At 71.9% G+C, this 23,906-nt stretch carries 24 protein-coding genes; 13 read left to right on the plus strand and 11 right to left on the minus strand.

Annotation, left to right across the window (positions count from 1 at the left end; all coding sequences use genetic code 11):
• The first annotated feature begins 39 nt into the window (after positions 1-39).
• The 6 genes from RGQ06_RS11100 (at position 40) to RGQ06_RS11125 (ending at position 7,574) form a co-directional block, all read left to right on the plus strand.
• Positions 40-1,476, plus strand: a complete 1,437-nt coding sequence (locus RGQ06_RS11100; protein ID WP_432428925.1) for an AAA family ATPase — start codon at positions 40-42, stop codon at positions 1,474-1,476.
• Positions 1,477-1,589: 113 nt separating this feature from the next.
• Positions 1,590-2,819: a diguanylate cyclase gene (locus RGQ06_RS11105; protein ID WP_432428924.1), complete on the plus strand. Its 1,230-nt coding sequence runs from the start codon at positions 1,590-1,592 to the stop codon at positions 2,817-2,819.
• Positions 2,820-2,860: 41 nt separating this feature from the next.
• Entirely contained in the window at positions 2,861-4,693 is a 1,833-nt protein-coding gene (ftsH, locus tag RGQ06_RS11110; protein ID WP_432428923.1) for an ATP-dependent zinc metalloprotease FtsH, read from the plus strand.
• A 355-nt stretch (positions 4,694-5,048) separates the two neighbouring features.
• On the plus strand, positions 5,049-5,480 hold the full coding sequence (locus RGQ06_RS11115) for an Hsp20/alpha crystallin family protein (protein WP_432428922.1): 432 nt from the start codon (positions 5,049-5,051) through the stop codon (positions 5,478-5,480).
• Between the two features lie 112 nt (positions 5,481-5,592).
• Positions 5,593-6,168, plus strand: a complete 576-nt coding sequence (locus tag RGQ06_RS11120) for a hypothetical protein (protein WP_432428921.1) — start codon at positions 5,593-5,595, stop codon at positions 6,166-6,168.
• Positions 6,165-7,574 carry an MBL fold metallo-hydrolase gene (locus RGQ06_RS11125; RefSeq protein ID WP_432428920.1) on the plus strand — a complete coding sequence of 470 codons (1,410 nt, stop codon included), beginning with the start codon at positions 6,165-6,167 and terminating at the stop codon, positions 7,572-7,574. Before RGQ06_RS11120 ends, RGQ06_RS11125 begins: the two co-directional genes overlap by 4 nt.
• Positions 7,575-7,607: 33 nt before the next feature.
• Here the strand turns inward: RGQ06_RS11125 and RGQ06_RS11130 are convergent, their stop codons facing one another.
• The gene (locus RGQ06_RS11130) at positions 7,608-8,471 is read right to left on the minus strand and encodes a universal stress protein (RefSeq protein WP_432428919.1); all 864 of its coding nucleotides are present in this window, start codon (positions 8,469-8,471) and stop codon (positions 7,608-7,610) included.
• A 155-nt stretch (positions 8,472-8,626) separates the two neighbouring features.
• Between RGQ06_RS11130 and RGQ06_RS11135 the strand changes: the two genes are divergently transcribed.
• A complete protein-coding gene (locus RGQ06_RS11135) occupies positions 8,627-9,463 on the plus strand; it encodes a Gmad2 immunoglobulin-like domain-containing protein (RefSeq protein WP_432428918.1) in 837 nt (278 codons plus the stop codon).
• Between the two features lie 19 nt (positions 9,464-9,482).
• Here RGQ06_RS11135 and RGQ06_RS11140 read toward each other — a convergent pair whose 3' ends face one another.
• A complete protein-coding gene (locus RGQ06_RS11140) occupies positions 9,483-10,478 on the minus strand; it encodes a sensor domain-containing diguanylate cyclase (protein ID WP_432428917.1) in 996 nt (331 codons plus the stop codon).
• Positions 10,479-10,539: 61 nt separating this feature from the next.
• On the minus strand, positions 10,540-11,040 hold the full coding sequence (locus RGQ06_RS11145) for a CoA-binding protein (protein WP_432428916.1): 501 nt from the start codon (positions 11,038-11,040) through the stop codon (positions 10,540-10,542).
• Positions 11,041-11,133: 93 nt separating this feature from the next.
• Between RGQ06_RS11145 and RGQ06_RS11150 the strand changes: the two genes are divergently transcribed.
• The 3 genes from RGQ06_RS11150 (at position 11,134) to RGQ06_RS11160 (ending at position 13,644) form a co-directional block, all read left to right on the plus strand.
• Positions 11,134-12,006, plus strand: a complete 873-nt coding sequence (locus RGQ06_RS11150) for an alpha/beta fold hydrolase (protein WP_432428915.1) — start codon at positions 11,134-11,136, stop codon at positions 12,004-12,006.
• Positions 12,007-12,036: 30 nt separating this feature from the next.
• Entirely contained in the window at positions 12,037-13,095 is a 1,059-nt protein-coding gene (locus RGQ06_RS11155) for an AI-2E family transporter (RefSeq protein ID WP_432428914.1), read from the plus strand.
• A 111-nt stretch (positions 13,096-13,206) separates the two neighbouring features.
• The gene (locus tag RGQ06_RS11160) at positions 13,207-13,644 is read left to right on the plus strand and encodes an SDR family NAD(P)-dependent oxidoreductase (protein ID WP_432428913.1); all 438 of its coding nucleotides are present in this window, start codon (positions 13,207-13,209) and stop codon (positions 13,642-13,644) included.
• On the opposite strand, the gene mnhG is transcribed toward RGQ06_RS11160, so the two are convergent.
• Genes mnhG through mbhE form a run of 7 tightly spaced genes read right to left on the minus strand, consistent with a single transcriptional unit; the run spans position 13,641 to position 19,460 of the window.
• Complete coding sequence (mnhG, locus tag RGQ06_RS11165; RefSeq protein ID WP_432428912.1) at positions 13,641-13,994, minus strand: monovalent cation/H(+) antiporter subunit G; 354 nt, start codon at positions 13,992-13,994, stop codon at positions 13,641-13,643. The genes RGQ06_RS11160 and mnhG overlap by 4 nt on opposite strands.
• A 2-nt stretch (positions 13,995-13,996) precedes the next feature.
• Positions 13,997-14,248 (minus strand): monovalent cation/H+ antiporter complex subunit F, encoded by a 252-nt coding sequence (locus RGQ06_RS11170; protein WP_432428911.1) that lies wholly within the window; start codon positions 14,246-14,248, stop codon positions 13,997-13,999.
• On the minus strand, positions 14,245-14,757 hold the full coding sequence (locus RGQ06_RS11175) for a Na+/H+ antiporter subunit E (RefSeq protein WP_432428910.1): 513 nt from the start codon (positions 14,755-14,757) through the stop codon (positions 14,245-14,247). Before RGQ06_RS11175 ends, RGQ06_RS11170 begins: the two co-directional genes overlap by 4 nt.
• Positions 14,754-16,217, minus strand: a complete 1,464-nt coding sequence (locus tag RGQ06_RS11180) for a proton-conducting transporter membrane subunit (protein ID WP_432428909.1) — start codon at positions 16,215-16,217, stop codon at positions 14,754-14,756. Before RGQ06_RS11180 ends, RGQ06_RS11175 begins: the two co-directional genes overlap by 4 nt.
• A complete protein-coding gene (locus tag RGQ06_RS11185) occupies positions 16,214-16,624 on the minus strand; it encodes an NADH-quinone oxidoreductase subunit K (protein WP_432428908.1) in 411 nt (136 codons plus the stop codon). Before RGQ06_RS11185 ends, RGQ06_RS11180 begins: the two co-directional genes overlap by 4 nt.
• Complete coding sequence (locus tag RGQ06_RS11190; protein WP_432428907.1) at positions 16,621-17,106, minus strand: MnhB domain-containing protein; 486 nt, start codon at positions 17,104-17,106, stop codon at positions 16,621-16,623. Before RGQ06_RS11190 ends, RGQ06_RS11185 begins: the two co-directional genes overlap by 4 nt.
• Positions 17,103-19,460, minus strand: coding sequence for a hydrogen gas-evolving membrane-bound hydrogenase subunit E (gene mbhE / locus RGQ06_RS11195; RefSeq protein ID WP_432428906.1), 2,358 nt, complete (start codon positions 19,458-19,460; stop codon positions 17,103-17,105). Before mbhE ends, RGQ06_RS11190 begins: the two co-directional genes overlap by 4 nt.
• Positions 19,461-19,675: 215 nt before the next feature.
• Between mbhE and RGQ06_RS11200 the strand changes: the two genes are divergently transcribed.
• Entirely contained in the window at positions 19,676-21,862 is a 2,187-nt protein-coding gene (locus RGQ06_RS11200) for a cation:proton antiporter (RefSeq protein ID WP_432428905.1), read from the plus strand.
• Between the two features lie 45 nt (positions 21,863-21,907).
• On the opposite strand, the gene RGQ06_RS11205 is transcribed toward RGQ06_RS11200, so the two are convergent.
• Positions 21,908-22,549: a DJ-1/PfpI family protein gene (locus RGQ06_RS11205; protein WP_432428904.1), complete on the minus strand. Its 642-nt coding sequence runs from the start codon at positions 22,547-22,549 to the stop codon at positions 21,908-21,910.
• Positions 22,550-22,649: 100 nt separating this feature from the next.
• Here RGQ06_RS11205 and RGQ06_RS11210 point away from each other — a divergent pair, with 100 nt between their 5' ends.
• Together RGQ06_RS11210 and RGQ06_RS11215 are read left to right on the plus strand one after the other, a co-directional pair.
• Positions 22,650-23,345, plus strand: coding sequence for a dienelactone hydrolase family protein (locus tag RGQ06_RS11210; RefSeq protein ID WP_432428903.1), 696 nt, complete (start codon positions 22,650-22,652; stop codon positions 23,343-23,345).
• Positions 23,346-23,464: 119 nt separating this feature from the next.
• Positions 23,465-23,902 carry a hypothetical protein gene (locus RGQ06_RS11215; RefSeq protein ID WP_432428902.1) on the plus strand — a complete coding sequence of 146 codons (438 nt, stop codon included), beginning with the start codon at positions 23,465-23,467 and terminating at the stop codon, positions 23,900-23,902.
• Positions 23,903-23,906 lie beyond the last annotated feature (4 nt).

Here is a 23,906-nt window from a genome sequence, read left to right on the forward strand (position 1 = left end):
CGGCCACCAACGCAGGCCGGGGGCGCCGAGCCGTACGCGATGGCGGTCGAGACTCACACCGGAGCGGTGCTGCTCGTCGGCGATCTCGCCTACAAGGTGAAGAAGCCGGTGTCCGTCGGGTTCCTGGACTGGACCAGCCGGGCCGACCGGCTGCGCGCGATCGAGGACGAGCTGTCGCTGAACCGGCGCCTCGCTCCCGATGTGTACCTCGGCACCGGTCTGCTCCCCGTCCCGGGCGGCGACGGCGAGCCCGTTCTCGTGATGCGTCGCCTGCCGGCCGACCGACGCCTCTCGACGCTGGTGGCGCAGGGTCGAGACGTCGACGACGCCCTCCGAGCGCTGGCGCACCAGCTCGCGGCGTTCCACCTGCGCGGCGCGACCACGTCGGCCGCTGCGGCGGCAGCCGGACCTGCGGAGACGCTCCGACGCTGGGAGGTCAACCACGAGCGCATGCGGCCGGCGTTCGGGGAGTGGATCGACGGTGAGGCGGCCGAGCTCCTACTGGAGCGAGCCAGCGCGTACCTCCGCGGGCGGGCCACGCTCCTGGAGGAGCGCGTGTCCCGTGGCTGGGCGCGCGACGGCCACGGGGATCTCCTGGCCGAGGACGTCTTCTGCCTCGACGACGGACCGCGGGTGCTGGACTGCCTCGACTTCGACGAGCGGCTCCGGGTCGGTGACGTGCTCGCCGACATGGCGTTCCTGGCCATGGACCTCGAGCGCCTCGGCCGGGCGGACCTCGGTTGGCGCTTGCTCGAGCTGCACCGGGAGATGACCGGCGACAGCTGGCCCCCGTCGCTCGCGCACCACCACGTGGCCTACCGCGCCCAGGTCCGCACGTTGGTGTCCTGCGTGCGCGCCGGGCAGGGGGACGCCGCGGCGGGTGCACAGGCTGCGCAGCTGCTCGACATCGCAACCCGTCACGCCGCTGCAGCCCGGGTCCGGATGGTGCTCGTGGGGGGCTCACCGGCGACGGGCAAGTCGACGATCGCGGCCGGACTGGGCGATCGCCTGGATGCGACGGTGCTGCGCTCCGACGAGATCCGCAAGGAGCTGGCCGGGCGATCGGTTCCTGACGACTGCGCTGCCGAGCTGCGGTCGGGCATCTACAGCGAGGCGTGGACCGACCGCACGTACGACGAGCTCCTCCGCCGAGCCGGCCGTCTGGTGGCCCGCGGTGAGTGCGTGGTGCTCGATGCGACCTGGGCCGAGCGGAAGCGTCGCCGTGCGGCTCGCGCCGTCGCCGAAGCCACGAGCACCGACCTCGTCGAGCTGCGCTGCGTCGTCGACGCCGAGACGGCCCGCCAGCGCGCAGCCGCGCGCGCCCGGACGGGAGCCGACGTCTCGGACGCGGACGCGTCGATCGCCTCGGCCCTTGCCGCTTCCTTCGAGCCATGGGATGGGGCTGCGGCCATCAGCACGGCGTCGTCACCGGCGGCGTCGCTGGACACCGCGCTCGCTGCCGTCGAACGTGGGTAGCGGACCGCCGCGATCGGGTCCTCGGAGCTCGGGGCCGTTGGCCTCTATCGGCAGGGGGATGGGGAGGGGCAGCGTCAGGGCATGGCCGAGATCCGTGGGTCGAAGTGAAATCTGTGGAAGCACCCTCGGCGCTGTGCCGTGCGGTGTTCGACAGCTACCCGAACGGAGCGATCGCGCTCTACGACGCCGAGCTCCGATTCGTGTACGTCGGTGGCGCCGTGCTCCCTCTGGTGGGGCTGACTGCGGGCGGCATGCTCGGGTCGACGGTGGCCGAGCTCTTCCCGGAGCCGATCGTGGAGGCGGTGACGCCGATCTACCGGGATGCGCTGGCCGGACGAGCTGCATCGGTCGACATCACCCTCGAGGGCCGACGGCTCGTGGTGAGGACTGCGCCGATCAGTGCGCCGGCGGAGACCCCGTTGGGGTTGGTGACGGTCGAGGACGTGACGTCCTACTGCGAGACCGAGAAGCAGCTGTCCTTGGCGATGGAGACCTTCCGAACTGCGTTCGACGCCGCGCCGATCGGCATGGCGCTGGTCGGGCTCGATGGTCGGTTCCTGCAGGTCAACGCTGCGTTGTGCGTCCTCCTCGGCTACCAGGCAGCCGAGCTCGTCGAGCTCACGTTCCAGGACATCACCCATCCCGGCGACCTGCACCTCGACGTCGCGCAGGCCGAGCAGCTCGTGGCCGGCGACATCGACCAGTACCAGATGGAGAAGCGCTACTACGACCGCCGAGGTCACGTGGTCTGGGTGCAGCTGTCCGGTTCCATCGTGCGCTCGGCGCGTGGTGAACCCGTGCACTTCATCGCGCAGATCGAGGACATCAGTGACCGAAAGCGCCGCGAAGAGGAGCTCACCCGGATGGCGCGCCGAGACCCGTTGACGGGTCTGTTGAACCGCGGCGTCTTCGACGCCGACCTGGAGGCGTACCGCCGCTCGGCGGCGCGCTACGGCGACACCACCGGGCTGGTGCTCATCGACCTCGACGAGTTCAAGGCGGTCAACGATCGCGGTGGCCACGAGGTGGGAGATCGGGTCCTGATCGAGGTCGCGCGAGCGATACGGAGCCGGGTGCGCCTCTCGGATCACTCCTATCGGGTCGGCGGCGACGAGTTCGCGGTCCTCGTCCCGCACGGCACCGAAGCGACCATGGCCCCGTTGGCCGAGTCGCTCCGCGCCGCGATCGAGCAGATCGTCGTCGTGGAGGCCGAGGCCAGCTACACGGTCGGAGCGAGCGTCGGGGTCTCGACCATCGAGGCCGGAACGGCGAGCAGCGCCACGGGCGATGCCGACGCTGCGCTCTACCGGGACAAGGCAGCACGACGTGGTGACCTCCGGTGAGGACGATCCCTGATCCTCCGCGTGGTCGGCCGGCCGGTCCGGTGCTCGCTCCGGATCAGCGCTTCGGCGGCCGTTGGCCGTGGCTGTGGGCGATCGTCTCCGCCGCGCTCCTGCTCTCCTGGCTCTTCGCCCAGCCGTCGACGACGGAGGACGACGAGGTCGGCTACGCCGAGTTCCGGGAGCTCGTCATCTCCGGTGACGTCGAGGAGGTCGAGATCGACCAGGGCAGCGGGAAGGTCGAGGGAACCCTCGCTTCGGGCGAGTCGTTCACCGCGCAGGGGCCGCCGGGGGGCGTCCCGGATGCCGACACGGCACTGCTCGACGAACACGAGGTCGAGCGCAACTACGTGGCCGAGAGCTCCAACCCGCTCGGCAGCATCCTGTTGTACCTGCTGCCGTTCGTGCTGATCATCGGGGTGCTGGTGTGGCTCTCGCGTCGGGCGACGAACCAGCTCACCGGTGCCTCCGCGTTCACGCGCAGCCGGGCTCGCGTCCACCGCAGTGAACGGACCGACACCACGTTCGCGGACGTCGCGGGGTACGAGACGGTGAAGGACGAGATCAGCGAGGTCGTCGACTTCCTGCGCGATCCGTCGAAGTTCAAGCAGATCGGGGCCCGCATCCCCAAGGGGATCCTGCTGGTCGGCCCGCCTGGCACCGGCAAGACCCTGTTCGCCCGGGCGGTGGCCGGCGAAGCGGGCGTGCCGTTCATCTCGATCACGGGGTCGGAGTTCCTGGAGATGTTCGTGGGTGTGGGCGCCGCTCGTGTCCGTGACCTGTTCGCCACGGCGCGCAAGGAGACGCCGTCGATCCTGTTCGTCGACGAGATCGATGCCATCGGCCGCAAGCGCGGCACCGGGCTCGGCGGCGGACACGACGAGCGGGAGCAGACGCTCAACCAGCTCCTCGCGGAGATGGACGGGTTCGAGACGACCGAAGGCATCGTCCTGCTCGCCGCGACCAACCGACCGGACATCCTCGACGCGGCACTGCTGCGGGCTGGCCGGTTCGACCGCCAGGTCGTCATCCCCCTGCCGACCGCGGGGGAGCGACTGGCGATCCTGGAGGTCCACGCCCGCGGGAAGAAGCTCGCCGGCGACGTCGACCTGGACCTCGTCGCCCGGGGCACACCCGGCATGAGCGGCGCCGATCTGGCCAACCTGCTCAACGAGGCGGCACTGATCGCGGTGCGCCGCGGCGCTGACGAGATCGCCGCCGGTGACCTCGACGCCGCTCGTGACCGGGTCCTGCTCGGGGTGCCCCGCGGTGCGCTCGTCCTCACGCCGGAGGAGAAGCGGACGGTCGCCTACCACGAAGCCGGCCACGCGGTCCTGGCGTCGGTGCTGCCCAACTCGGACCCGGTGCACAAGGTGACGATCCTGCCGGCGGGGATCGCGCTCGGCGCAACCCAACAGGTGCCGGTGACGGAACGCCAGCTGCGACGGCGCGGCGAGCTCGACGACATCCTCGCCGTCCGCCTCGGCGGTCGGGCCGCCGAGGAGCTCGTGTTCGGTGAGGTGACCACCGGCGCGGCCGACGACCTGACGTCAGCGACCCAGCTCGCCCGCAGCATGGTGCGCGAATGGGGCATGTCCGAGCGCCTGGGCGAGATGGCTTGGGGTTCGGCGGGCCCGGTCTTCCTGGGCGAGGACCTGGTCCACACCCGCGACTACTCCGACGAGACGGCACGTGTCATCGACGAGGAGGTCGAGCGCATCCTCGAGGAACAGGCGCAGCGTGCCCGCACCGAGCTGCAACAGTCGATGGACGCACTCCACGCTGTCGCCGCTGAGCTGCTCGAGCGCGAAACACTCGAAGCCGACGACATCGCCCGCATCCTCCATCCGCCCGGCCCCGTCGCAGCCGCGGGATGACCTACGTCCCGACGGCCAGCGATGCGTGACCGCGTTGCGGCGGCGTCGGTGCAGGGCCTGGTACGAGACGGGCCTCGGCGGTCGCGGTCGACATGCAACGCACGGTGATCGCCTTCGCGCCGACGGGCAGGCGCCTGGCTGGCGTTGATCGATGATGGCGCGTCCGGGCCCCGCAGCGCGACGACCGGGACCTTCGGCTCTGGACGGTCGTCGGGGACCGGTCATCCGATGATCTGGTGAGCCCAGAGGTCCCACACATCGGGTTGATCGTCCCCCCGGGGGCCCACAACTCGGCAACCCCGCTCGACCACAACCCACCACAGACCAGACCACCAAGGAGAGCGACATGACACTCATGCGACGCACGCGAACCGAACCGGAGCTGCCGGCCTGGTTCAGCACCCGACGCCTGTTCGACTGGCCCGAGTCCTGGACCGAGCTCATGGGAACCGAACCCGAGCTCAAGGTCGAGGAGTTCCGGGAGGATGGGCGGCTCGTCGTCCGCGCCGAGATGCCCGGCATCGACCCTGACGAGGACGTCGAGATCACCGTGTCCGACGACATCTTGAACCTGCGGGCCGAACGGCGATCCGAGACCAAGACGGAGGACAAGGCGGGGTACCGCTCCGAGTTCCACTACGGATCCTTCTCCCGCTCACTGCGGCTGCCTGCCGGCGCAACCGAAGCCGACATCAAGGCCACCTACACCGACGGCATCCTCGAGGTCCGCATCCCCATCGACACCGCGACCGCTGAGGCCAAGAGGATCCCCGTCTCCCACGGCTGATCCCATGAACCCGTGGGGACTCGGGCGGTCCGTCCGGTCACCACGGGTTCGTCGGCGTCGATCGGGACTCACGCCTCTGGTGGCGACCGCGATGTGGCCTCACGATCGACAGGTGCGCAGAGGAGCCGCCATCGTCGCCGTGACCACCGGTGGAGCCGCCTTGGTCCTGTGGGGCTGGCAGGCGTTCGGTCCTCGCTCGGCGGTCTTCGCCTTCCTCGTCGTGTGGGTGCCGATGACGTGGCTCGGGACGGTGAGCCGGGTGGCTCAGCCGCGGCTTCCCGCCTCGTACCACCAGCTGCGCGGGTTCGAACGGGACGGGCGCATCTACGAGCGCGTCGGGGTCCGGGCGGCGAAGCGACTGCTCCGTCGAGGGCCCTTCGCGTTCTTCAACCCCCACCTCCACCTGCCGGCGGAGCGGACGCCCGAGCACCTGGCCCGGCTGGAGCAGCGCATGGATGGTGCCGAGGCGAGCCACGCCGTCTTGTTCGTCGCGACGCTCGGCGTGGTGGTGCACGCTGCGGCGCGCGGATGGTGGACGGCGGCCGCGCTGACCCTGGTCTTCGATGTGGTGATGAACGGCTACCCCGTGATGCTCCAGCGCTACAACCGTGCGCTGCTGCGCCGGCGCTACCCGACGACGTCGACCGGAGCGGTCGACCGATCCGAGACCGACACCCTGACCCGATGAGGGAGAACCAGATGAAGCGCGCGTCACCGATCCTGTCGTTCCTGGGCGCGGCGGGCACCGTCACGGGCAGTCGCTTCCTGGTCGAGCACGCAGGCACGAGCGTGCTGGTCGACTGCGGGCTGTTCCAGGGCCGGAAGGAGCTCCGACTCCGGAACTGGGCCCCGTTCCCGGCCGACCCGGACTCGATCGACGCGGTGGTGCTGACGCATGCCCACATCGACCACTGCGGGTACCTCCCTGCCCTCGTGCGCGACGGGTTCCGCGGGCCGGTGCTGTGCTCGCCGGCGACGGCGGAGCTCGTCCCGATCATGCTGCGGGACTCGGCGCGCCTGCAGGAGGAGGAGGCGTCCTACGCGCAGCGCAAGGGGTACTCCAAGCACCACCCCCCTCGTCCGCTGTACACGGGGGAGGACGCGGAGGCGGCGATCGAGCTGCTCCGGTCGGTGGACTTCGGTGCCGAGCACCCGGTCGCCGACGGGTTCCGGACCTGGCTGCGACCAGCCGGGCACATCCTCGGGTCCGCGACGGTCGAGCTGGCGGTGGGTGATCGACGGGTGCTGTTCACCGGCGACCTCGGTCGCCCGAACCACCCGATCCTGCGCCCACCGCCCCCGATGCCGGCCGTGGACGTCCTCGTGACGGAGTCGACCTACGGGGGGCGCACCCACGACGACATGGACGAGGGCATCGAGCAGCTCGCCGACCTCATCCGACGCACCGCCGCGCGCGGCGGCTCCATCGTGATCCCGGCGTTCGCCGTGGACCGGACCGAGGTCGTGCTGCTGGCGCTCGGCCGCCTGGTCCGGGAGGGACGCATCCCCCGGCTGCCGATCTACGCCGACAGCCCGATGGCGCTCGCCGTGCTGGACGTCTACCGCCGGGCCATGGTGGCGGGAAGTGACGAGATCCGCGCCGGGTTCGGAGACGACGACCCCTTCGCTGCCGCAGGGGAGCTGCAGGAGGTACCGGACACCGACGCATCCAAGGCCCTCCACGACGTGCCGTACCCCTCGATCATCATCTCGGCGTCCGGCATGGCCTCCGGGGGACGTGTCCTGCACCACCTGGCGAACCGCCTCCCGGACCCACGGAACGCCGTGGTCCTCGCCGGGTTCCAGGCGCCGGGGACGCGTGGCGAGCGGCTGTCGTCGGGCGCCGACACGGTGAAGATGTTCGGGCGCTACGTGCCGGTCCGCGCCGAGGTCCTGACGCTGCGCTGCTTCTCGGTCCACGCCGACGAGCCGGAGCTGCTGGCGTGGCTGTCGACCGCCCCCCGGTCGCCCGATGTCGCCTACGTCGTGCACGGCGAGGCCGAGGCCAGCGCGGCGATGCACGATGCGATCACCCAGGCGCAGGGATGGACCGTGGTCGTGCCCACCCACCGGGAGCGCGTCCGGATCGACTGACCCTGGCCGCCCTCGGAGGTGGGAACCGGAGGCTCAGCCGTCGTCGGCCCGGCTCGGATCCGGGACCACCACGACGGGTCGCTCGGCGTGGCGGCTCACCTGGTGGCTGACGGAACCGAGGAGCAGACCGGCGAAGCCGCCACGACCCCGGGAGCCGACCACGACGAGGTCGGCGCCGGCGGCCGCGTCGGTGAGGACGACGACGGGGGATCCCTGGACGACCGTGCGCACCACGTCGGCCGGTGCGAGCCCGGCGGCCACGAGCATCTGGTCCACCAGATCGGTCGCGCTGCCCTGGGCGGCGTCGTAGGCATCACCGACGAAGGTGAACTCGGCGGCGTAGGGAACGTCCCAGGAGTGGACGACCTCGAGCGTCGCGCCGCGCCGCCGGGCCTCCTCCAGCGCCCACTCGAGCGCGAGCGCCGACGGCTCCGACCCGTCGACCCCGACGACGACGCGGCCCTGATCGGCATCGTCCGGCGTGCCGTGGACGACCATGACCGGGCAAGAGGCGTGCTCCAGGCACCGCTGGCTGACAGACCCGAGCACCAGCCCGCGGAAGCTTCCGAGCCCGCGGGCGCCCACCACGAGCAGGTCGGCGTCCTTCGACGCATCGAGGAGCGCGGTGGCAGGGAGGTCGCAGACGACCTCGCGGCGCACGCCGTCGGCGTCGTCGCCGAGCGCCCGCTGCACGAGCACGTCGAGCGCCCGCTGGGCCTCCGCCTCCCCGTAGTGGGGATCGAAGGTGGTCTCGCCGTCGACGTGGTGCTGGTCGAGGAAGTTCCACGCCAGCAGCGCGGTGACCGTGGCGTCTCGGATGCGGGCCTCGTGCTGAGCCCAGCGGAGGGCGTCCGCGCTCCACTCAGAGCCGTCGACCCCGACGATGATGCGTTCCATGGTGTGATCTCCTCGTCGTCCTGGCCCGAGTGTGCGGGCGGGACCGGCCCGGGGCAAGGGGCGAACGTCCCCGTCCAAGCGGGATCGGACCCTCCCGGACCGCTTGTGCCTGGAGCCTCTGGTGCCCGAGGGCACCTCGGGCGCGCGATGGGTCCATGGAACCGCACTCCGACACGCCATCCCGGCCCCCGGGCGAACCCACGAACGATCGCTCCCGCACACCCTGGATCCTGGGCGCGCTGGCGGTCGTCGTCGCGCTCGTGATCGTCCTCGTCGTGGTGGCCTCCGACGATGACGACGACGACGTGGCGACCGACGACACCACCACCAGCGTCGTCGACTCCACGACCACCACCGAGGCCGAGGAGACCACGACGACGGCTGCGGAGACCACGACGACGGCGTCGACCACCACGGCCCCCGGCGCGGTCACGGATGCCGAAGCGGTGACGGTGGCCTGGCCGGATCCGCTCGCGGGAGCGGGCTTCGACGATCCGGTCGAGGTCGCGGCTGAGTTCGCGACCGAGGTGCTCGGCTTCGAGGACCCGCTCGTCGGCGATCTGCAGGAGGGGGACTCCCGATCCGGTGAGGTCGAGATCCGGGCCGCGGCGGACGGGCCGGTGACGACCGTCGGGGTGCGCCAGATGAGCGACGATCGCTTCTACGTGCTGTTCGCCGCGACGTCGGAGGTCGAGCTCCTGCTGCCCACCGCAGGCAGCGCGATCGACACGCCGCTCGAGGTCGAGGGCTGGGGCCGGGGGTTCGAGGGCCAGATCGGCATCCGCGTCCACGACCGCACGGACGGTGCGGTGCTCGGTGAGGGCTTCGTCACCGGCGGTGGCGTCGGCGAGCTCGAGACCTTCTCCGGCGAGATCGAGTGGGACAACCCCGGAGGCGGATGGGGCGTGGTGGTCGCAGCCGTCGACGGCGGTGCCGACGGGTCCACGTGGGCGGCGACCGCGCTCCCGGTCGGGTTCATCGGCGGCGACTGAGCGCCCCCTGGTCCACCCCTCAGGCGGGGGCGTGGACCGCGTCGCGTCCGGCCGACTTGGCGGCGTAGAGCGCCTCGTCGGCCCGACGCAGCAGGGAGGTCGCTGCCTCCCCGGTGCCGATGGCCACACCGACGCTGAGCGTGACGTCGACCGGACCGGCCACCGTCACGATCGGTGATCCCGACACGTCGGCTCGCAACCGCTCGGCGACGGCGGCCGCGGTGCCCAGGTCCGTGTCGGCCAGCACGGCGACGAACTCGTCGCCCCCGAGCCGGGCGACGGTGTCGCCGACCCGGCAGTGTGCGACCAGCCGGCGACCGATGGCGCGCAGCACCTCGTCACCCGCTGCGTGGCCGAGCGTGTCGTTGATCTGCTTGAAGCGGTCGATGTCCACCGCGATGAGCGCGATCGACATCTCGCCCTCGCAGGCACGCGGCAGGTCGCGGTCGAAGGCCCGGCGGTTGCCGAGGCCGGTCAGCCCGTCGAGGTAGGCCAGCTCGGACAGCGCGTCGTTCGCCGCGACCAGCTCGCGCCGAGCGGCGTCGTTGGCCAGCTGGAGCGCCACCATCTCGGCCAGCGCCTCCATGACGGCGTGCGCGTCGTCGCTCAGCTCCACCGGCCGCGAGTCGGCGCCGCACACCGTGCCGAAGACCTCGCCGGCCGGGCCGCGAACCGGCACCGTGACGTAGGTGCTCAGACCGAGGTCGCGCGCCGCTGCGCTCTCCGGATAGGTGGCCGCCACGTCGGTCGTGCAGGCCGGACCGCCCTCGAGTGCCCGCCGGCACAGCGTGTCGGACCACTCGACCTGCAGCCCCTCGGGGATGTCGAGGGTCCCGACGTTGCGGGCGTAGAGCACCTGCTGCAGGTCGCCCTCCCAGTCGATGGAGGTCAGGTACGTGCTCTCCAGCCCGGTGATCCGGCCGAGCAGGTCCAGCAGGCGGCGCGCCAGCTCCTCGAGCTCGCCGGAGGCACTGGCGATGGACCGGTCAGGGACGGCGCGCGCGTCGGATGTCACACCAGAGCATCGGTGCCGCCCGGTGCGGACTTGAGGTGGTTTGCGTCACCGTCGACGGAGGTCACCTCGACGAGGAGGCCAGGTGGCCTCGGGCCCGGCGCACGACCCGGTGGACGCGGTGGACGAGGCCGACCGGCTCCAGGAACATCAGCGGGCAGGCCCCGGGTACGACCTCGAGGCCGAGCTCCTCGGCGACCGCGATGGCCTCGGGGCTGGCGGCGCCGGGGCCACCGACGCCCTTGAACAGCCAGATGCGCGGGATGCCCCGCGCTGCGACCTGACGCACGACGTCGACCGACGCCGGGGCCGGCACCATGACGATGGCGCCGTCGAGCTGGCCGGGGACGTCCAGGAGGCTGGGGTGGCAGGCGTCGCCGGCGACCGTGCCAGCCCCGGGGTGGACGGCCACCACCTCGACGCCCTGCGCACGCAGCGCCTCGTAGATCGTGCGACCGAAGCTGTCGCGGGCGTCGGAGGCCCCGACGACCGCGAGACGGCCGGATCGCAGGAACGCCGTCGCTGCGTCGGCGTCGACGGGGACAGGGGTCACGTGGGCGGGCACGGCGTGCTCCTTCCATCGTTCGGTTGCGTAGGTCGAACGTAGGACGAGTCACCCGATCCGGGACAGAGGCGAAGGTCCCGCCACACTGGACCCATGCCATCGGTCGACGTGAACGGGATCACCCTCGAGTACGAGCGGAGCGGCGCCGGCGAACCGCTGCTGCTGATCATGGGCCTCGGCGCCCAGCTCACCGCGTGGCCGGCGGAGATGGTGCAGCTGCTCGAGGATGCCGGCTTCGACGTGATCCGCTTCGACAACCGCGACATCGGGCTCAGCTCCGAGTGCGACTGGGAACCGCCGTCACCGGTGCGCGCCTTCATCGGTCGCCTGCTGCGCCGGCCGGTGCCCACCGGCTACGTGGTCGACGACATGGCCGACGACGCGGCGGGCCTGCTCGACGCGCTGGGCATCGACCGCGCCCACGTCGTCGGTGCCTCGATGGGCGGGATGATCGCCCAGGCCCTCGCCATCGCCCATCCCCGACGGGTTGCCAGCCTCACGTCGATCATGTCGAACCCCGGCGACGGCAGCGGCGGCGCGACCGCCAAGGTGCTGCTCGCGTTCGCCCGCCGGGACGACCCGACCCCGGAGAACGCGGTCGACCAGGCCGTGGCCACCTTCCAGCGCATCAGCGGCCCCCACTTCCGGGCGGAGGAGTACCGGCCCCTGGCCGAGGCCGCTGTTGCCCGCAGCTTCCGCCCGCACGGCGTCGCCCGCCAGACCGCGGCCGTCATGGCCAGCGCCGACCGCACCGAGGGCCTGTCCCGGCTGGCCGTCCCGGCGCTCGTCGTGCACGGGTTGATCGACCCGCTGGTGAAGCCCAGCGGTGGCATCGCCACCGCCCAGGCCATCCCCGGCTCCCGCCTGCTCATGTTCAACGACATGGCCCACGATCTGCCGGCGCCGCGCCTGGGCGAGATCGTCGATGCGATCGCCCGGGTGGCCGCCGGCGACCACCCGAGCTGACGAGGAGCGGCTTCGGGGTAAGTGGCGGACATGGCGCCCGATCCGTCCTCCACCGCTCCGTCGGTACCCAACTGGCTCCGCACGATCGGCGGAACGATGTGGTACCTCGTCGGCGCGGGGCTCGTGGTGTGGGGTCTCGCCGAGCTGGCACAGAAGCTGACGGTCGCGCTGCTGCCGGTCCTCGTCGCGCTGCTCGCCACCGGCGTGCTGCACCCGGTGGTGGCGCGCGTCGACCGGCGGGGGTGGCCGAGCTGGGTCGCGCCGCTGCTGGCGGTGCTGGCCATGGTGATCCTCGTGGTCGGCATGGTGGGCGGGGTCGGCGTCCGCCTGAACGACCAGCTGCCGGTGCTGCAGCAGGACCTGCGCTCGGCGGCGCAGGACATCGAGGACCGGTTCGGTCTGGAGCTGCCGGCCATGGGCGGCTCCGGTGAGGGTTCGGGGTCTGGGTCATCGAGCATCGTCCCCGACGCGACGGAGCTGTTGCGGCTCGGCAGTGAGGTGCTGTTCGGCCTCTTCCTGAGCCTCGCCCTCACCTTCCTGTTCCTCAAGGACGGGGCCTCGATTTGGGAGTGGTTCGTGACCAAGCTGCGCGGCCGGGCCAGGGACGACGTCGACGCGGCAGCGCGTGCCGCGTGGGGCACGGTCGGCGCCTACGTCCGGGGTCTGACCGTGGTCGCGGCGTTCGATGCCGTGGGGATCGCCGTCGGCCTGGTGCTGCTCGGCGTGCCGCTCGTCATCACCCTTGCCGTCCTGCAGTTCGTGGCGTCCTACATCCCGACCATCGGGGCCTTCGTGGCCGGGGCCGTCGCCGTCGCCGTCGCCTACAGCTCCGGTGGGTTCGCCACCGCTGCGCTGACGGTCGCACTGGTCGTCGTCGTGCAGCAGATCGGCAACAATGTGATCGAGCCGTGGATCATGGGTCGCACCATCCCGCTCCACCCTGCAGTCGTGCTGATCGCCGTCACCGCCGGGGCGGCCCTGTGGGGCATCGCCGGCGCCCTGCTCTTCGTGCCCCTCGCCGCCGCCCTCTCGGCTGCCGGGCACGCGCTCTGGGTCCGGCGCACCGGAGCCGACCCGGCCACCGGCTGACTGCTAGCCATGCCGGGAGCAACCACCAGCGACGCGAGAGCAGGGCCACGACCTGGTCGTCGGTGACCCCGAACCCGGGCTCGTCGACGACCTCGAGGCAGCGGGGCCACGGTGGCCGTCGTCGAGGGTGTGGCCGACCTCACCGACCCGGCCGCCTCGTCCCGGCTGGTCGATGCCGCGCTGGACCGCTTCGGGCGCATCGATGCGGCTGCCGCCTTCAGCGGGCGGGTCGTCACGGGCCGGTTCCTCGAGTCCTCGGTGGAGGACCTGAGCGCCGTCGTCGCCGGCTGCCTCGAGGCGCCGTACCACTTCCTGCGCGCGGTGGTCGCGCCGATGGTCGAGCAGGGCAGCGGGCAGGTCCTGCTGCTCACGAGCGCGGCCGGGAACCGGGTCACGTCCGGGGCGCCGCTCTACTCGGCGGTCCGGGCCGGCGCCACGCACCTCGTCCGCAACGTGGCGGCCGAGGTGGCCCGTCACGGGGTCCAGGTCAACGCCCTCGGCACCAACACCACCCTCGAGCACGCCGAAGCCCGTCGTTCGCGGCGCTAGTGCTCGGGCTCCGGCTCGGTGCCCTCGTCGTTGCCGTCGTCGTCCAGCGTCGCCCGGACGTCGATGCGCATCTCGGCCGTGCCCGGGTTGGCCTCCACCGCGCGGCCCAGCAGGTGGCCGCCGAGGGGGTTGGTGAGGGCGATGAGGAAGATGGCCAGCGCGATGCGCAGCCCGTCGTCCAGGGGGAGCTGCAGCGCCGCGCCGAGCACGACCAGCATCATCCCGAGGGTGGTGGCCTTGGTGGCGGCATGGACCCGGGCGAGCGAGTCGCCCAACCGGGCGACGCCCAGCCCGGCGAGGAGGAACCACAGGGCCCCGGCCAGCATGATCACGTCGGCGACGACGTCCACGGTCAACCTCCCCGGCGTTCGATGAATCGGGCCACGATGCCGGTGCCGACGAAGGCGATGATGGCGAGCAGGATGGCGGCGTCGGCGAACCGGGCGTCGTCGTAGCGGACGGCGTCCGCGGCGATCGCGCCGATGGCGATGATGACGAGGCCGTCGACCGCGACGACCCGGTCGACGATGGAGGGGCCCCGCACGGCGCGGTACGCGAAGAGCGCGGCGGCGCAGGAGAGCAGCACGAACGTGGCGACGATCACGTGAGCTCGGCTCCTCGCTCGTCGGGAGTTGCCACCGGGACGAGGGCGGCGCTGACCAACCGGTGCAGCTCGAGGATCTCGTCGCGGGCGGCGTCCACGTCGCGCAGGTGCAGCACGTGCACCAGCAACGTGGACGTCTCCGGTCGGAGCTCGAGGGTCATGGTGCCCGGCGTCAGGGTGATGCTGTTGGCGATGACGGTGAGCACCAGCTCGGAGCAGGTGGGCAGGCGGACCTCGAGCAGGCCGGGCGTGGTGTAGTCGGTCGGGGTGAGGACCTCGAAGCCGAGCGCGATGTTGGACTTCACGAGGGCGACGGCCATGTGCCCGAAGAACCGCAGCAGGGGGAGCAGGTGCACCCGGTGGTGGCGCCGGTGGACGTCGGACCGTCGCACCGCCCAGGTGAGGGCGACCGCGAGGACGATGCCGGTGACGACGGTGCCCGGCGTGGTGCTGCGCCACAGGATCATCCAGAGGGCGGTCAGCCAGATGGTGGGGCCGATGAAGCTCATGGGGCGCTGCTCCCGGCCAGTGGCAGCAGGGTCTCTGCGGCCCGCTCGGCGTAGGCGTAGATCGGTCCGGCGCCGAGGGCGATGCCGATGCTGACCGCCACCAGCACGCCGGTGGCGACCACCATCGCGGTCGGCAGCGGGCGGGTTGCCTCGGCGTTGGCGGTCGGCTCGCCCATGAACGCGCCGGCCCAGATCTTGTTCATCGACAGCAGCGTCATGATGCTCACCGCCAAGCTCACACCCACGAGCACCCAGCTCCGGGAGTCGACGCCGGCATCGACGAGGGCGAACTTGCCCACGAAGCCCGACAGCGGCGGGACGCCTGCCAGGCTCAGCGCCGGCAGCAGGAAGAGCATGCCGAGCAGCGGACGGGTGCGCAGCATGCCGTCGACCCGGTCGAGGTGGCCGGTGCCCGAGGCCCGCTCGACCAGCCCGCCGGTGAGGAACAGCGTGGTCTTCACGACGATGTACTGCGCGATGTAGAGGATCGCCGCGGCCAGGCCGGCGACGGTGAGCAGCCCGAGGCCGAAGACCATGTAGCCGATCTGGCTGACCGCGTGGAACGACAGGATCCGCTTGATCTCCTGCTGGGAGATCGCGCCGAAGACGCCGATCACCATGGTGAGCGCGGCGACCACGAGCAGCACGGTGCCCACGACCGTGTCGTCGGGCCCGATCGTGGTCTGGATGCGGATCATGGCGTACACGCCGACCTTGGTGAGCAGGCCCGCGAACACGGCCGTGATCGCGGTCGGGGCGTTGGGGTAGCTGTCGGGAAGCCAGAAGAACAGGGGGAAGATGGCGGCCTTGATGCCGAACACGCCGAGGAAGAGCAGGAGGAAGACGCGGCGCAGCGCGGGGTCGAGGGCCTCCATCGCCGCCGGCAGGTCGGCCAGGTTCACCGTGCCGGTGGCCCGGTAGAGCAGCCCGAGCGACATGAGGAACGTGATGGAGGCGAGCAGGCTGATGACCACGTAGGTCGTCCCGGCCCGGACCTGGGCGAGGCGTCCGCCGAGGGTGAGCAGCACGTAGCTGGAGACCAGGAGGACCTCGAACGCGACGAACAGGTTGAACAGGTCGCCGGTGAGGAACGCCATGCAGACGCCTGCGACCAGCGTGAGGTACACGGGGTGGAACCCGACGTGGCGGCTCTCCTCGTCGCCCTGGCCGATGGCGTAGACGAGCACGGCCAGGAACATGCCGATCGCGACCAGCAGCATGATGGCGGAGAGGCGATCGGCGACGAAGGTGATGCCCAGGGGCGCGACCCAGCCGCCGGCCTGGGTGGTCATGACGTCGTTGCGGTCGGTCTCGATGAGGAGGCGGACGGCGAGGCCGAGCAGCGCGGTCAGCGTCCCCAGCCCGATGATGCGCTGCGCCGCGCGGGACCGCCCGACCAGCACGGACGCAGCAGCGGCCAGCAGCGGCAGCACCGCGGGGAGGGCGATCCAGGGGGTCATCGGTCCTGTGCCTCGATCGTCGGCTGGTCGGCACCGGAGCGCTCGATGTCGGCGTCGGGCTCCTCGCGGACGCGCACGTCCTCGGGGTCGTCCTGCACCGTGTCGTCCTGGGTGAGCACCCAGCTCCGGTAGGCGAGGGCGAGGAGGAAGCACGTGACGCCGAAGGTGATGACGATGGCGGTGAGCGCGAAGGCCTGGGGGAGCGGGTCGAGGAACGCCGAGGGCTCGTCGCGGCCGTCGAGGAACGCCGGCCGCCCGGGGTCGCCCGCGGCGACGAGGAGCACGACGTTGGCGCCGTGGCTGAGCAGGGCGAGCCCGATGAGCATGCGGGTGAGCTCGCGCTGGAGCACCAGGTAGGTGCCGGTGGCGAACAGGGCCCCGGCCAGGGCGGCGAAGACGGTGGTCACGACCCGACCTCCGGGTGCTGGCCGCTGCCGGGCCCCTGGCGGACCTCGCCCCGGTACTCGGGGGGCTCCTCGTCGCCGAAGGCCTCGAACACCATGAAGATCGTGCCGATCACCACGGCCGCCACGCCGATGTCGAACACCAGGGCGCTGCTGATCTTGGCCTCACCGAGCAGCGGCAGGTCGACGTAGAACTTCCAGTTGTCCATGACCGGGTTGCCGAGCAGGATCGGCACCGTCGCCACGGAGGCGGCGACGGCCAGCCCACCGCCGAGGATCGTCCAGGGCCGCACGGGCACGACCGAGCGCACGTCCTCCATGCCGCCGGCCACGAAGATCAGCGCGATGGTGGCGCCTGCGACGAGGCCACCGACGAAGCCGCCGCCGGGCCGGTCGTGGCCGGAGAGCAGCAGGTGCAGGGCGAACAGCAGCGCGGACGGCAGGATCAGCCGGGCGGTGACGTCGACGATCACGGACCGCTTCACGTGCGGGCGTCCTTGTCCATCGTGGTCGGGTCGAGCGGGTCGACCTCCGGGAGCGGCGGGACGCCGGTGCGCGGTGGTCGCCGACCGACGCGGGCCAGGGTGGTGACGCCCACGGCGGCGACGAGGAGCACGGCGATCTCGCCCAGCGTGTCGAGGCCGCGGAAGTCCACGAGGATGACGTTGACGATGTTGCGGCCCTCGGCCTCGGGCAGCGCCTGGGCCACGGCGAGGTCCGACGCCGGCGTGGTCGGGTCGGTGCCGCTGACGGCCAGCACGAGCACGAAGGCCCCCACCCCGACGACCGCGGCGGCGCCCATGCGGCGGATCTGGCCGGCGCGGTCGTCGCTGCGGCTGAAGCGGGCCGGCAGCTGGCGGAGCACGAGGACGAAGGCGACGATCGTGAGCGTCTCGATGGCGAACTGGGTGAGCGCGAGGTCGGGCGCACCCTGGGCGACGAACAGGCCGGCCATCCCGTAGCCCACGCCGCCGAGGACCACGACCGCCCCGAGGCGCCGGGGTACGAAGATGGTGGCGAGCGCGGCGCCGGCGATGAACCCGGCGAGCGCCAGCTGCACGGGCACGTCCAGCGGATCGGCCAGGTCGGGCAGCGACGTGGTGGTCAGGGCGACCAGGGCCGGCCCACCGACCACGACCATCAAGATGATGGCGATGTAGCGGGGGAGCGAGCCGGTCTGGATCCGGGTGGTGGTGACGCGGGCCAGGGTGAAGAGGCCCTCGAGCCCGATCTGGAAGGCGCGGTAGCCGTCGATCGGCGGGGCAGCCCGGCCGGTGAGGCGGACGAAGGGGTCGGTGAGGCGCCACAGCAGGACGCCGGCCGCGATGGTGAGCACCGACAGGACGAGGGCGGTGTTCACGCCGTGCCACAGGGCCAGCTCGGATGCCACCTCGGCGCCGAGCAGGTCGCCGGAGGCGACGTCCACCAGGTCGCCGATGATCGGCGCGGGCACGAGGCCGATGCCGATGGTGAGGGCGGTGAGCACGTACACCGGCGCACCGAAGGTCCAGGACGGCGACTTCACGTCGGCGTCGTTCCGGTCGCTCCGCCGCCAGAAGACGGAGGCGAAGCGGAGGCTGTAGGCCATCGTCAGGATCGAGCCGGTGACGATGCCGACGATCCCGACCAGGCCGACGGTGCCGCCCTCGTAGATGAAGGCGGCGTAGGCCTCCTCCTTGGCGATGAAGCCGGCCATCAGCGGGACGCCGGCCATCGACGCCGCGGTCAGCACGGCGCACACCCGCACCGGGCCCCACCCGGTGCCGAGGCGCAGCTCGGCCAGCTCGTGGCGGTCGCGGGTGTGGGCCTGGTGGTCGACGATGCCCACGACCAGGAACAGCGTGGCCTTGAACAGGGCGTGGGCGACCAGGAGCGTGACGCCGGCGATGGTGGCGTACTCGAACCCGGCGCCCGTGAGCACGAACAGGAACCCGAGCTGGCTCACGGTGCCGAAGGCGAGCAGCAGCTTGAGGTCGTCCTGGCGGATGGCGCGCAGGCCGCCGGCGACCATCGTGAGCAGACCGATCGTGAGGACCACGGGCTGCCATGCGTCGAGGTGGACGAATGCGGGGGCCAGGCGGAGGGCGAGGTAGATGCCCGCCTTCACCATGGTGGCCGAGTGCAGGTAGGCGCTCACCGGCGTGGGGGCGACCATCGCCCCCGGGAGCCAGGCGTGGAACGGGTACTGCGCCGACTTGGTCACGATGCCGAGCACCACGAGCCCGAGGCCGACGCCGGCTGCCGTTCCCCCGGGCGGGTCGGCGAGCAGCTCGACGACCGACCAGGTGCCGGCCTCCCGGGCCAGGATGACCAGGCCACCGAGCAGGGCGAGCCCGCCCGAGCCGGTGAGCACGAGAGCGTGGGTGGCCGCGGCCCGGGCCGCGGCGTCGGTGTGGCGCTGGCCGATGAGCAGCCACGACAGGATCGACGTGAGCTCCCAGAACAGGTAGAGGATCACCACGTGCTCGGCGGTGACGAGGCCGAGCATGGCGCCGGCGAACAGCACGAGCAGGCCGGCCGTGCGGGCCGCGGTGGCGTTGGGGGCGAAGTACGAGCCCGAGTATGCGGCGATGGCGAGACCGATGCCCGAGACCAGCAGGATCATGACGAGCCCCAGCCCGTCGACGAACAGGTCGACGGACAGGTCCAGGCCGGGCACCCACGTGAAGGTGGCCGTCCACGGCTCCCCGTCGAGCACGTCGGGGGCGATGGTCATGGCGAAGGCCAGGCTGGCCAGCGACGGGACGGCCGCGAGGGGCGCGGCCCATCTGCGCAGCACCGGTGCTGCGAGGAGGATCCCGATTCCGATGGCGAGGTGGAGGGAGAGCGTCGCGATCAACGCAGCGCATCTCCGGGGATGGTCACGGTCATGGGGAGGCGGCGTGGCTGGGGGACGCCGGCCCCGACGGTGGCACATCCACCATGCCGCGCACCACACACCCCCATCCAGGTCCGGGGTAGCGAGCGGGCCGGGGCCAGTTAGCCTTCGCGCCCGATGCCGACCGACCCGTCGACCACCGCCGTCGGGTACCCGACCTCCGCGAGGCCCCGAGCATGAACCTCAACCCGCCCGGCGAGCACGAGCTGCTGATCTTCTGGGTCGGCCTCGTCGTCGTGGTCGCCCTGGCCCGGGGGCTTGGTCTCCTCGCTCGCAAGGTCGGCCAGCCCGCGGTCATCGGCGAGCTCGCGGCGGGCATCGTCCTCGGGCCATCCGTGCTCGGCCGCCTCGCACCGGACGCGTTCGAGTGGCTCTTCCCGGCCGACGACGTCCAGACCGCCATGCTCTTCACCGTCGCGTGGCTCGGCGTGGTGATGCTGCTCGTGGTCACCGGCTACGAGACCGACCTGGCCCTCATCCGACGGCTCGGCCGCGCAGCGGGCATCGTGTCCACCGGCAGCCTCGTCGTCCCCATGGTCTTCGGGCTCGGCGTCGGCCTCGTGATGCCGTCGCTCTTCCTGGGCGAGTCCGGTGACCGCACGGTCTTCGCACTGTTCCTGGCCGCCGCGCTGTCGATCTCCTCGCTGCCGGTGATCGCCAAGATCCTCAGCGAGATGGGCTTCATGCGCCGCGACTTCGGCCAGCTCACGCTGGCCGCCGGCATGGCCAACGACGTCGTCGGCTGGGTGCTGCTCGGCATCGTCGCCGGCCTGGCCCAGGCGGGCTCGATCGAGATCGGCGCCATCCTCACCACGCTCGCCGGCCTGGCGCTGTTCTTCGGCCTCGCCTTCACGATCGGCCAGCGGGCGCTCGACTGGGGCCTCAAGCTGCTGCTGGTCGCCCGGGCCCCGGTGCATGCCGCCACCGGCCTCGTGATCCTCTTCGCCCTCGCCGCCGGCGCCATCACCCAGTGGCTCGGCGTGGAGGCCGTGCTCGGCGCCTTCGTCGCCGGCGTGCTCCTCGGCCGCAGTCGCCTGCGCAACCACAAGACGATCGAGCCCATCGAGTCGCTCACCACGACCTTCCTCGCCCCCGTGTTCTTCGCCACCGCCGGCCTGCGCGTCGACCTCGGCCTGCTCGGCGACCCGGAGGTGCTGCTCTGGGCCGGCATCGTCCTCGCCGCCGCCAGCTTGGCCAAGTTCGCGGGTTCGATCGTCGCCGCCAAGATCGCCGGCCTGCCCAACCGGGAGGGCGCCGCCCTCGGCATCGGCCTCAACGCCCGCGGCGCCCTCGAGATCGTCATCGCCACCGTCGGCCTGTCCCTGGGGGTGCTGAACCAGGCGTCCTACACGGTCATCGTGCTCATGGCGCTGGCGACCTCCATGGCAGCGCCGCCCCTGCTGCGCCGGGTGCTCTCCGGTTGGGCTGGCACGGACGAGGAGCAGGAGCGCCTCCTGCGCGAGGAGACGCTCGCCGCCAACATCATCGTGCGCAACGAGCCGGTGCTGATCCCCACGCGGGGTGGCATGAACTCGATCATGGCGGCCCAGCTGGTCGACCTCGCCTGGCCCAAGGAGGTCGGGGTCACCCTCGCCACCGTCGACGCCACCGGCGACGCGCCGAACCTGCGGGTGCTCGAGGACGTGCTGCACCTGCGCAGCGTGGAGCGACGCCTCCTCGGCGACGACGACGTCGTCGACGCGCTCGTCGAGGAGCTCCGGCTCGGGTACGGCACCGCCGTCATCGGCACGTCGTCCCCCGACGGCGACCGCGTGCTCTCCCCCATCGCGGAGGAGCTCGCCCTGCGCAGCCCGGTGCCCGTCACCGTCGTCCGGCGCGGCCTCGACGTCACCAGCCGCCTGCCACCGGCCTACGGACGCGTCCTCATCCCGGTCACCGGGACGCCGTCGTCGATCGCGGCGCAGGAGGTGGGCCTGGCCATCAGCGGGGCGATCGGCACCGAGGCGATCCTCACCCACGTCGTGCACCACGACGGCGGCGAGGAGCCCGACGAGGGCAACGTCCGTCGGACCCGCCGGTGGGGCGGTCCCGACGTGCTCCACCGGGGCGGGGACACCACGCGCATCGCCGGTCAGCAGATGCTCGACGACGCCGCCGCACGGGCCGCCACCGTGGGCGCCCGCGCCATCACCGCGATCACCGACGCCGAATCCACCGCTGCCGGCATCCTCCAGCTGGTCGAGCTGCACGAGACCGACCTGGTCATCGTGGGTGCCACCCGTCGCGACGTCGACGGTCGCCTCTTCCTCGGCCACACCGTGGAGCGCCTGCTGCGCCGCTGCGGTGCCACGATCGTGGTCGTCGTGTCGCCGTCGGACCGCAGCAACCCGCCCGACGCCTGACGACCTGGCAGCCGCTGCGGAACGGCGCAGGGTGCTCTCGAGCGGTCAGTCCTTGGTGGCGGAGTACTCCGTCAGCCGGGCCATGACCGCCTCGCCGGCCTTGTCCACGCTCCCGGCGTCGAACGGTGGCTGCGGGTCGTACTCGATCATCAGCTGCATCGCCCGCGCTGCGTCGGCGTCCACCAGCAGCTCGGCGAGGCGGAGCGCCATGTCGATGCCGGCGGACACCCCGGCGGCGGTGATGATGCGCCGATCGAGGTGCTCGACCACGCGCTGGCCGGCTGGCTCGGCGCCGGTCTTGCGCAGGATGTCGTAGGCGCTCCAGTGCGTGGTGGCGGTGAGGCCGTCGAGCAGGCCGGCGGCGCCGAGCACCAGCGAACCGGTGCACACCGAGGTGGTGAAGCGGCTGGTCTCGTGGGCGGTGCGCAGCCAGTCGTGGATGGCGGATCCCTCGGCCATCAGCGCCCGGGTGCCCACGCCGCCCGGCACGACCACGACGTCGGGGTCCGGCACGTCGTCGAAGGTGGCATCGACGCGGAGGCCGAGGAAGCCGTTCTCGCTGCGCACCTCGCCGGTCTGCTCGCCCACGAAGGTCACGGTGGCATCCGGCAGGCGCTGGAGCACCTCGTAGGGGCCGATGGCGTCGAGCGCGGTGAGGCGGGGGAACAGGGCGATGGCGATCTGCACGACCGGATCCTGCCCCGCCACCCCAGGGAAAATCTCGTGGATACGCCCCACCGGTGGTGACCGATCCACGAGATTTCCGATCGGGGGTAGGTTCCGACCCATGGCTGAGATGGTTGAGTTCGCGAGCAACGGCAACGACGCACGGGGCTACCTGGTCCTGCCCGAATCGGGCACCGGCCCGGGCGTGATCGTGGTCCAGGAGTGGTGGGGCCTCGATTCGGGCACCAAGGAGATGGCTGATCGCCTGGCGGCGGCCGGCTTCGTCGCGCTGGCGCCCGACCTGTACCACGGCGAGCTGGCCGCCCACGACGAGATGGACAAGGCCGGCGAGCTCATGCAGAGCCTGCCCATCGACCGGGCCGCCCGGGACATGAGCGGCGCTGTCGACTTCCTCGCCGACCACCAGGCCACCACCGGCGACGGCATCGGCGTGGTCGGGTTCTGCATGGGCGGCATGCTCACGTTCGTGCTCGCCGCCGAGCGCCCGGACAAGGTGAAGGCGGCCGTGCCCTTCTACGGCTTCCCGCCCATCGAGGACGGCCCCGCCGACCTGTCGAAGATCGAGGCGTCGATCCAGGGCCACATGGCCGAGCACGACGACTTCTTCCCGCCGGACCAGGCCGCTGCGCTCGAGGCCCACCTGCTGAGCCTCGGCAAGGACGTCGAGATCACCGTCCACGAGGGCACCGGCCACGCATTCATGGCGCCGCACAACGCGCTCGGCACCCAGCAGCCCGAGAAGGTCGCCGAGATCTGGCCCAAGGTCACCAAGTTCCTCCACGACAAGCTGGGGTAGTTCTGGCAGCGAGCACGGAACGACATGTCCGCTGCCGGTCCCGTCCGGAGCTGGGGTCGTGTTCCGTGGCTGCTGCCAGAACGCTTCAGATGGACCGCACTGGTGCCGATGCAGGACGGGTGAGCACGTCGCTGCACCCCGTCTGGCTGTCGCACCACTCCGAGCACGAGGCCGACCGCTGCGTGCGCGTCGGGCGGGCGCACGTGTGCCGCCGGTGCTCGGCGATGCTCGTGGGCTTCGTCCCGGCCGTGGCGTTGCTGGTGTCGCCCTGGCGCGACTCCCTGCAGGCCGGCGACTTCGGCCTGGTGCTCGCGCTGACGATCGCAGCCGGCCTCGAGTTCGCCCAGGTCGCCCGGGGGCAGATGACCTACAGCCCCCGGCGGGTGCTCCTGCTGAGCCCGTTCGCCGGCATGGTCCTGGCCTGGCTCGGCGTGACCGGGGTGCGTGACGGCCTCGGCCCGGTCCACTTCGTCCTCACCGGCGTCGCCGGGGCCCTGCTCGCGCTGCTCCTCGTCCGGTCCCGCACCCAGCACGGAGCGCTCGCGCAGCAGCCGTAGGCTC

Source organism: Salinilacustrithrix flava (genome assembly GCF_041228405.1).
Classification (GTDB): Bacteria; Actinomycetota; Acidimicrobiia; order Acidimicrobiales; family Salinilacustritrichaceae; genus Salinilacustrithrix; species Salinilacustrithrix flava.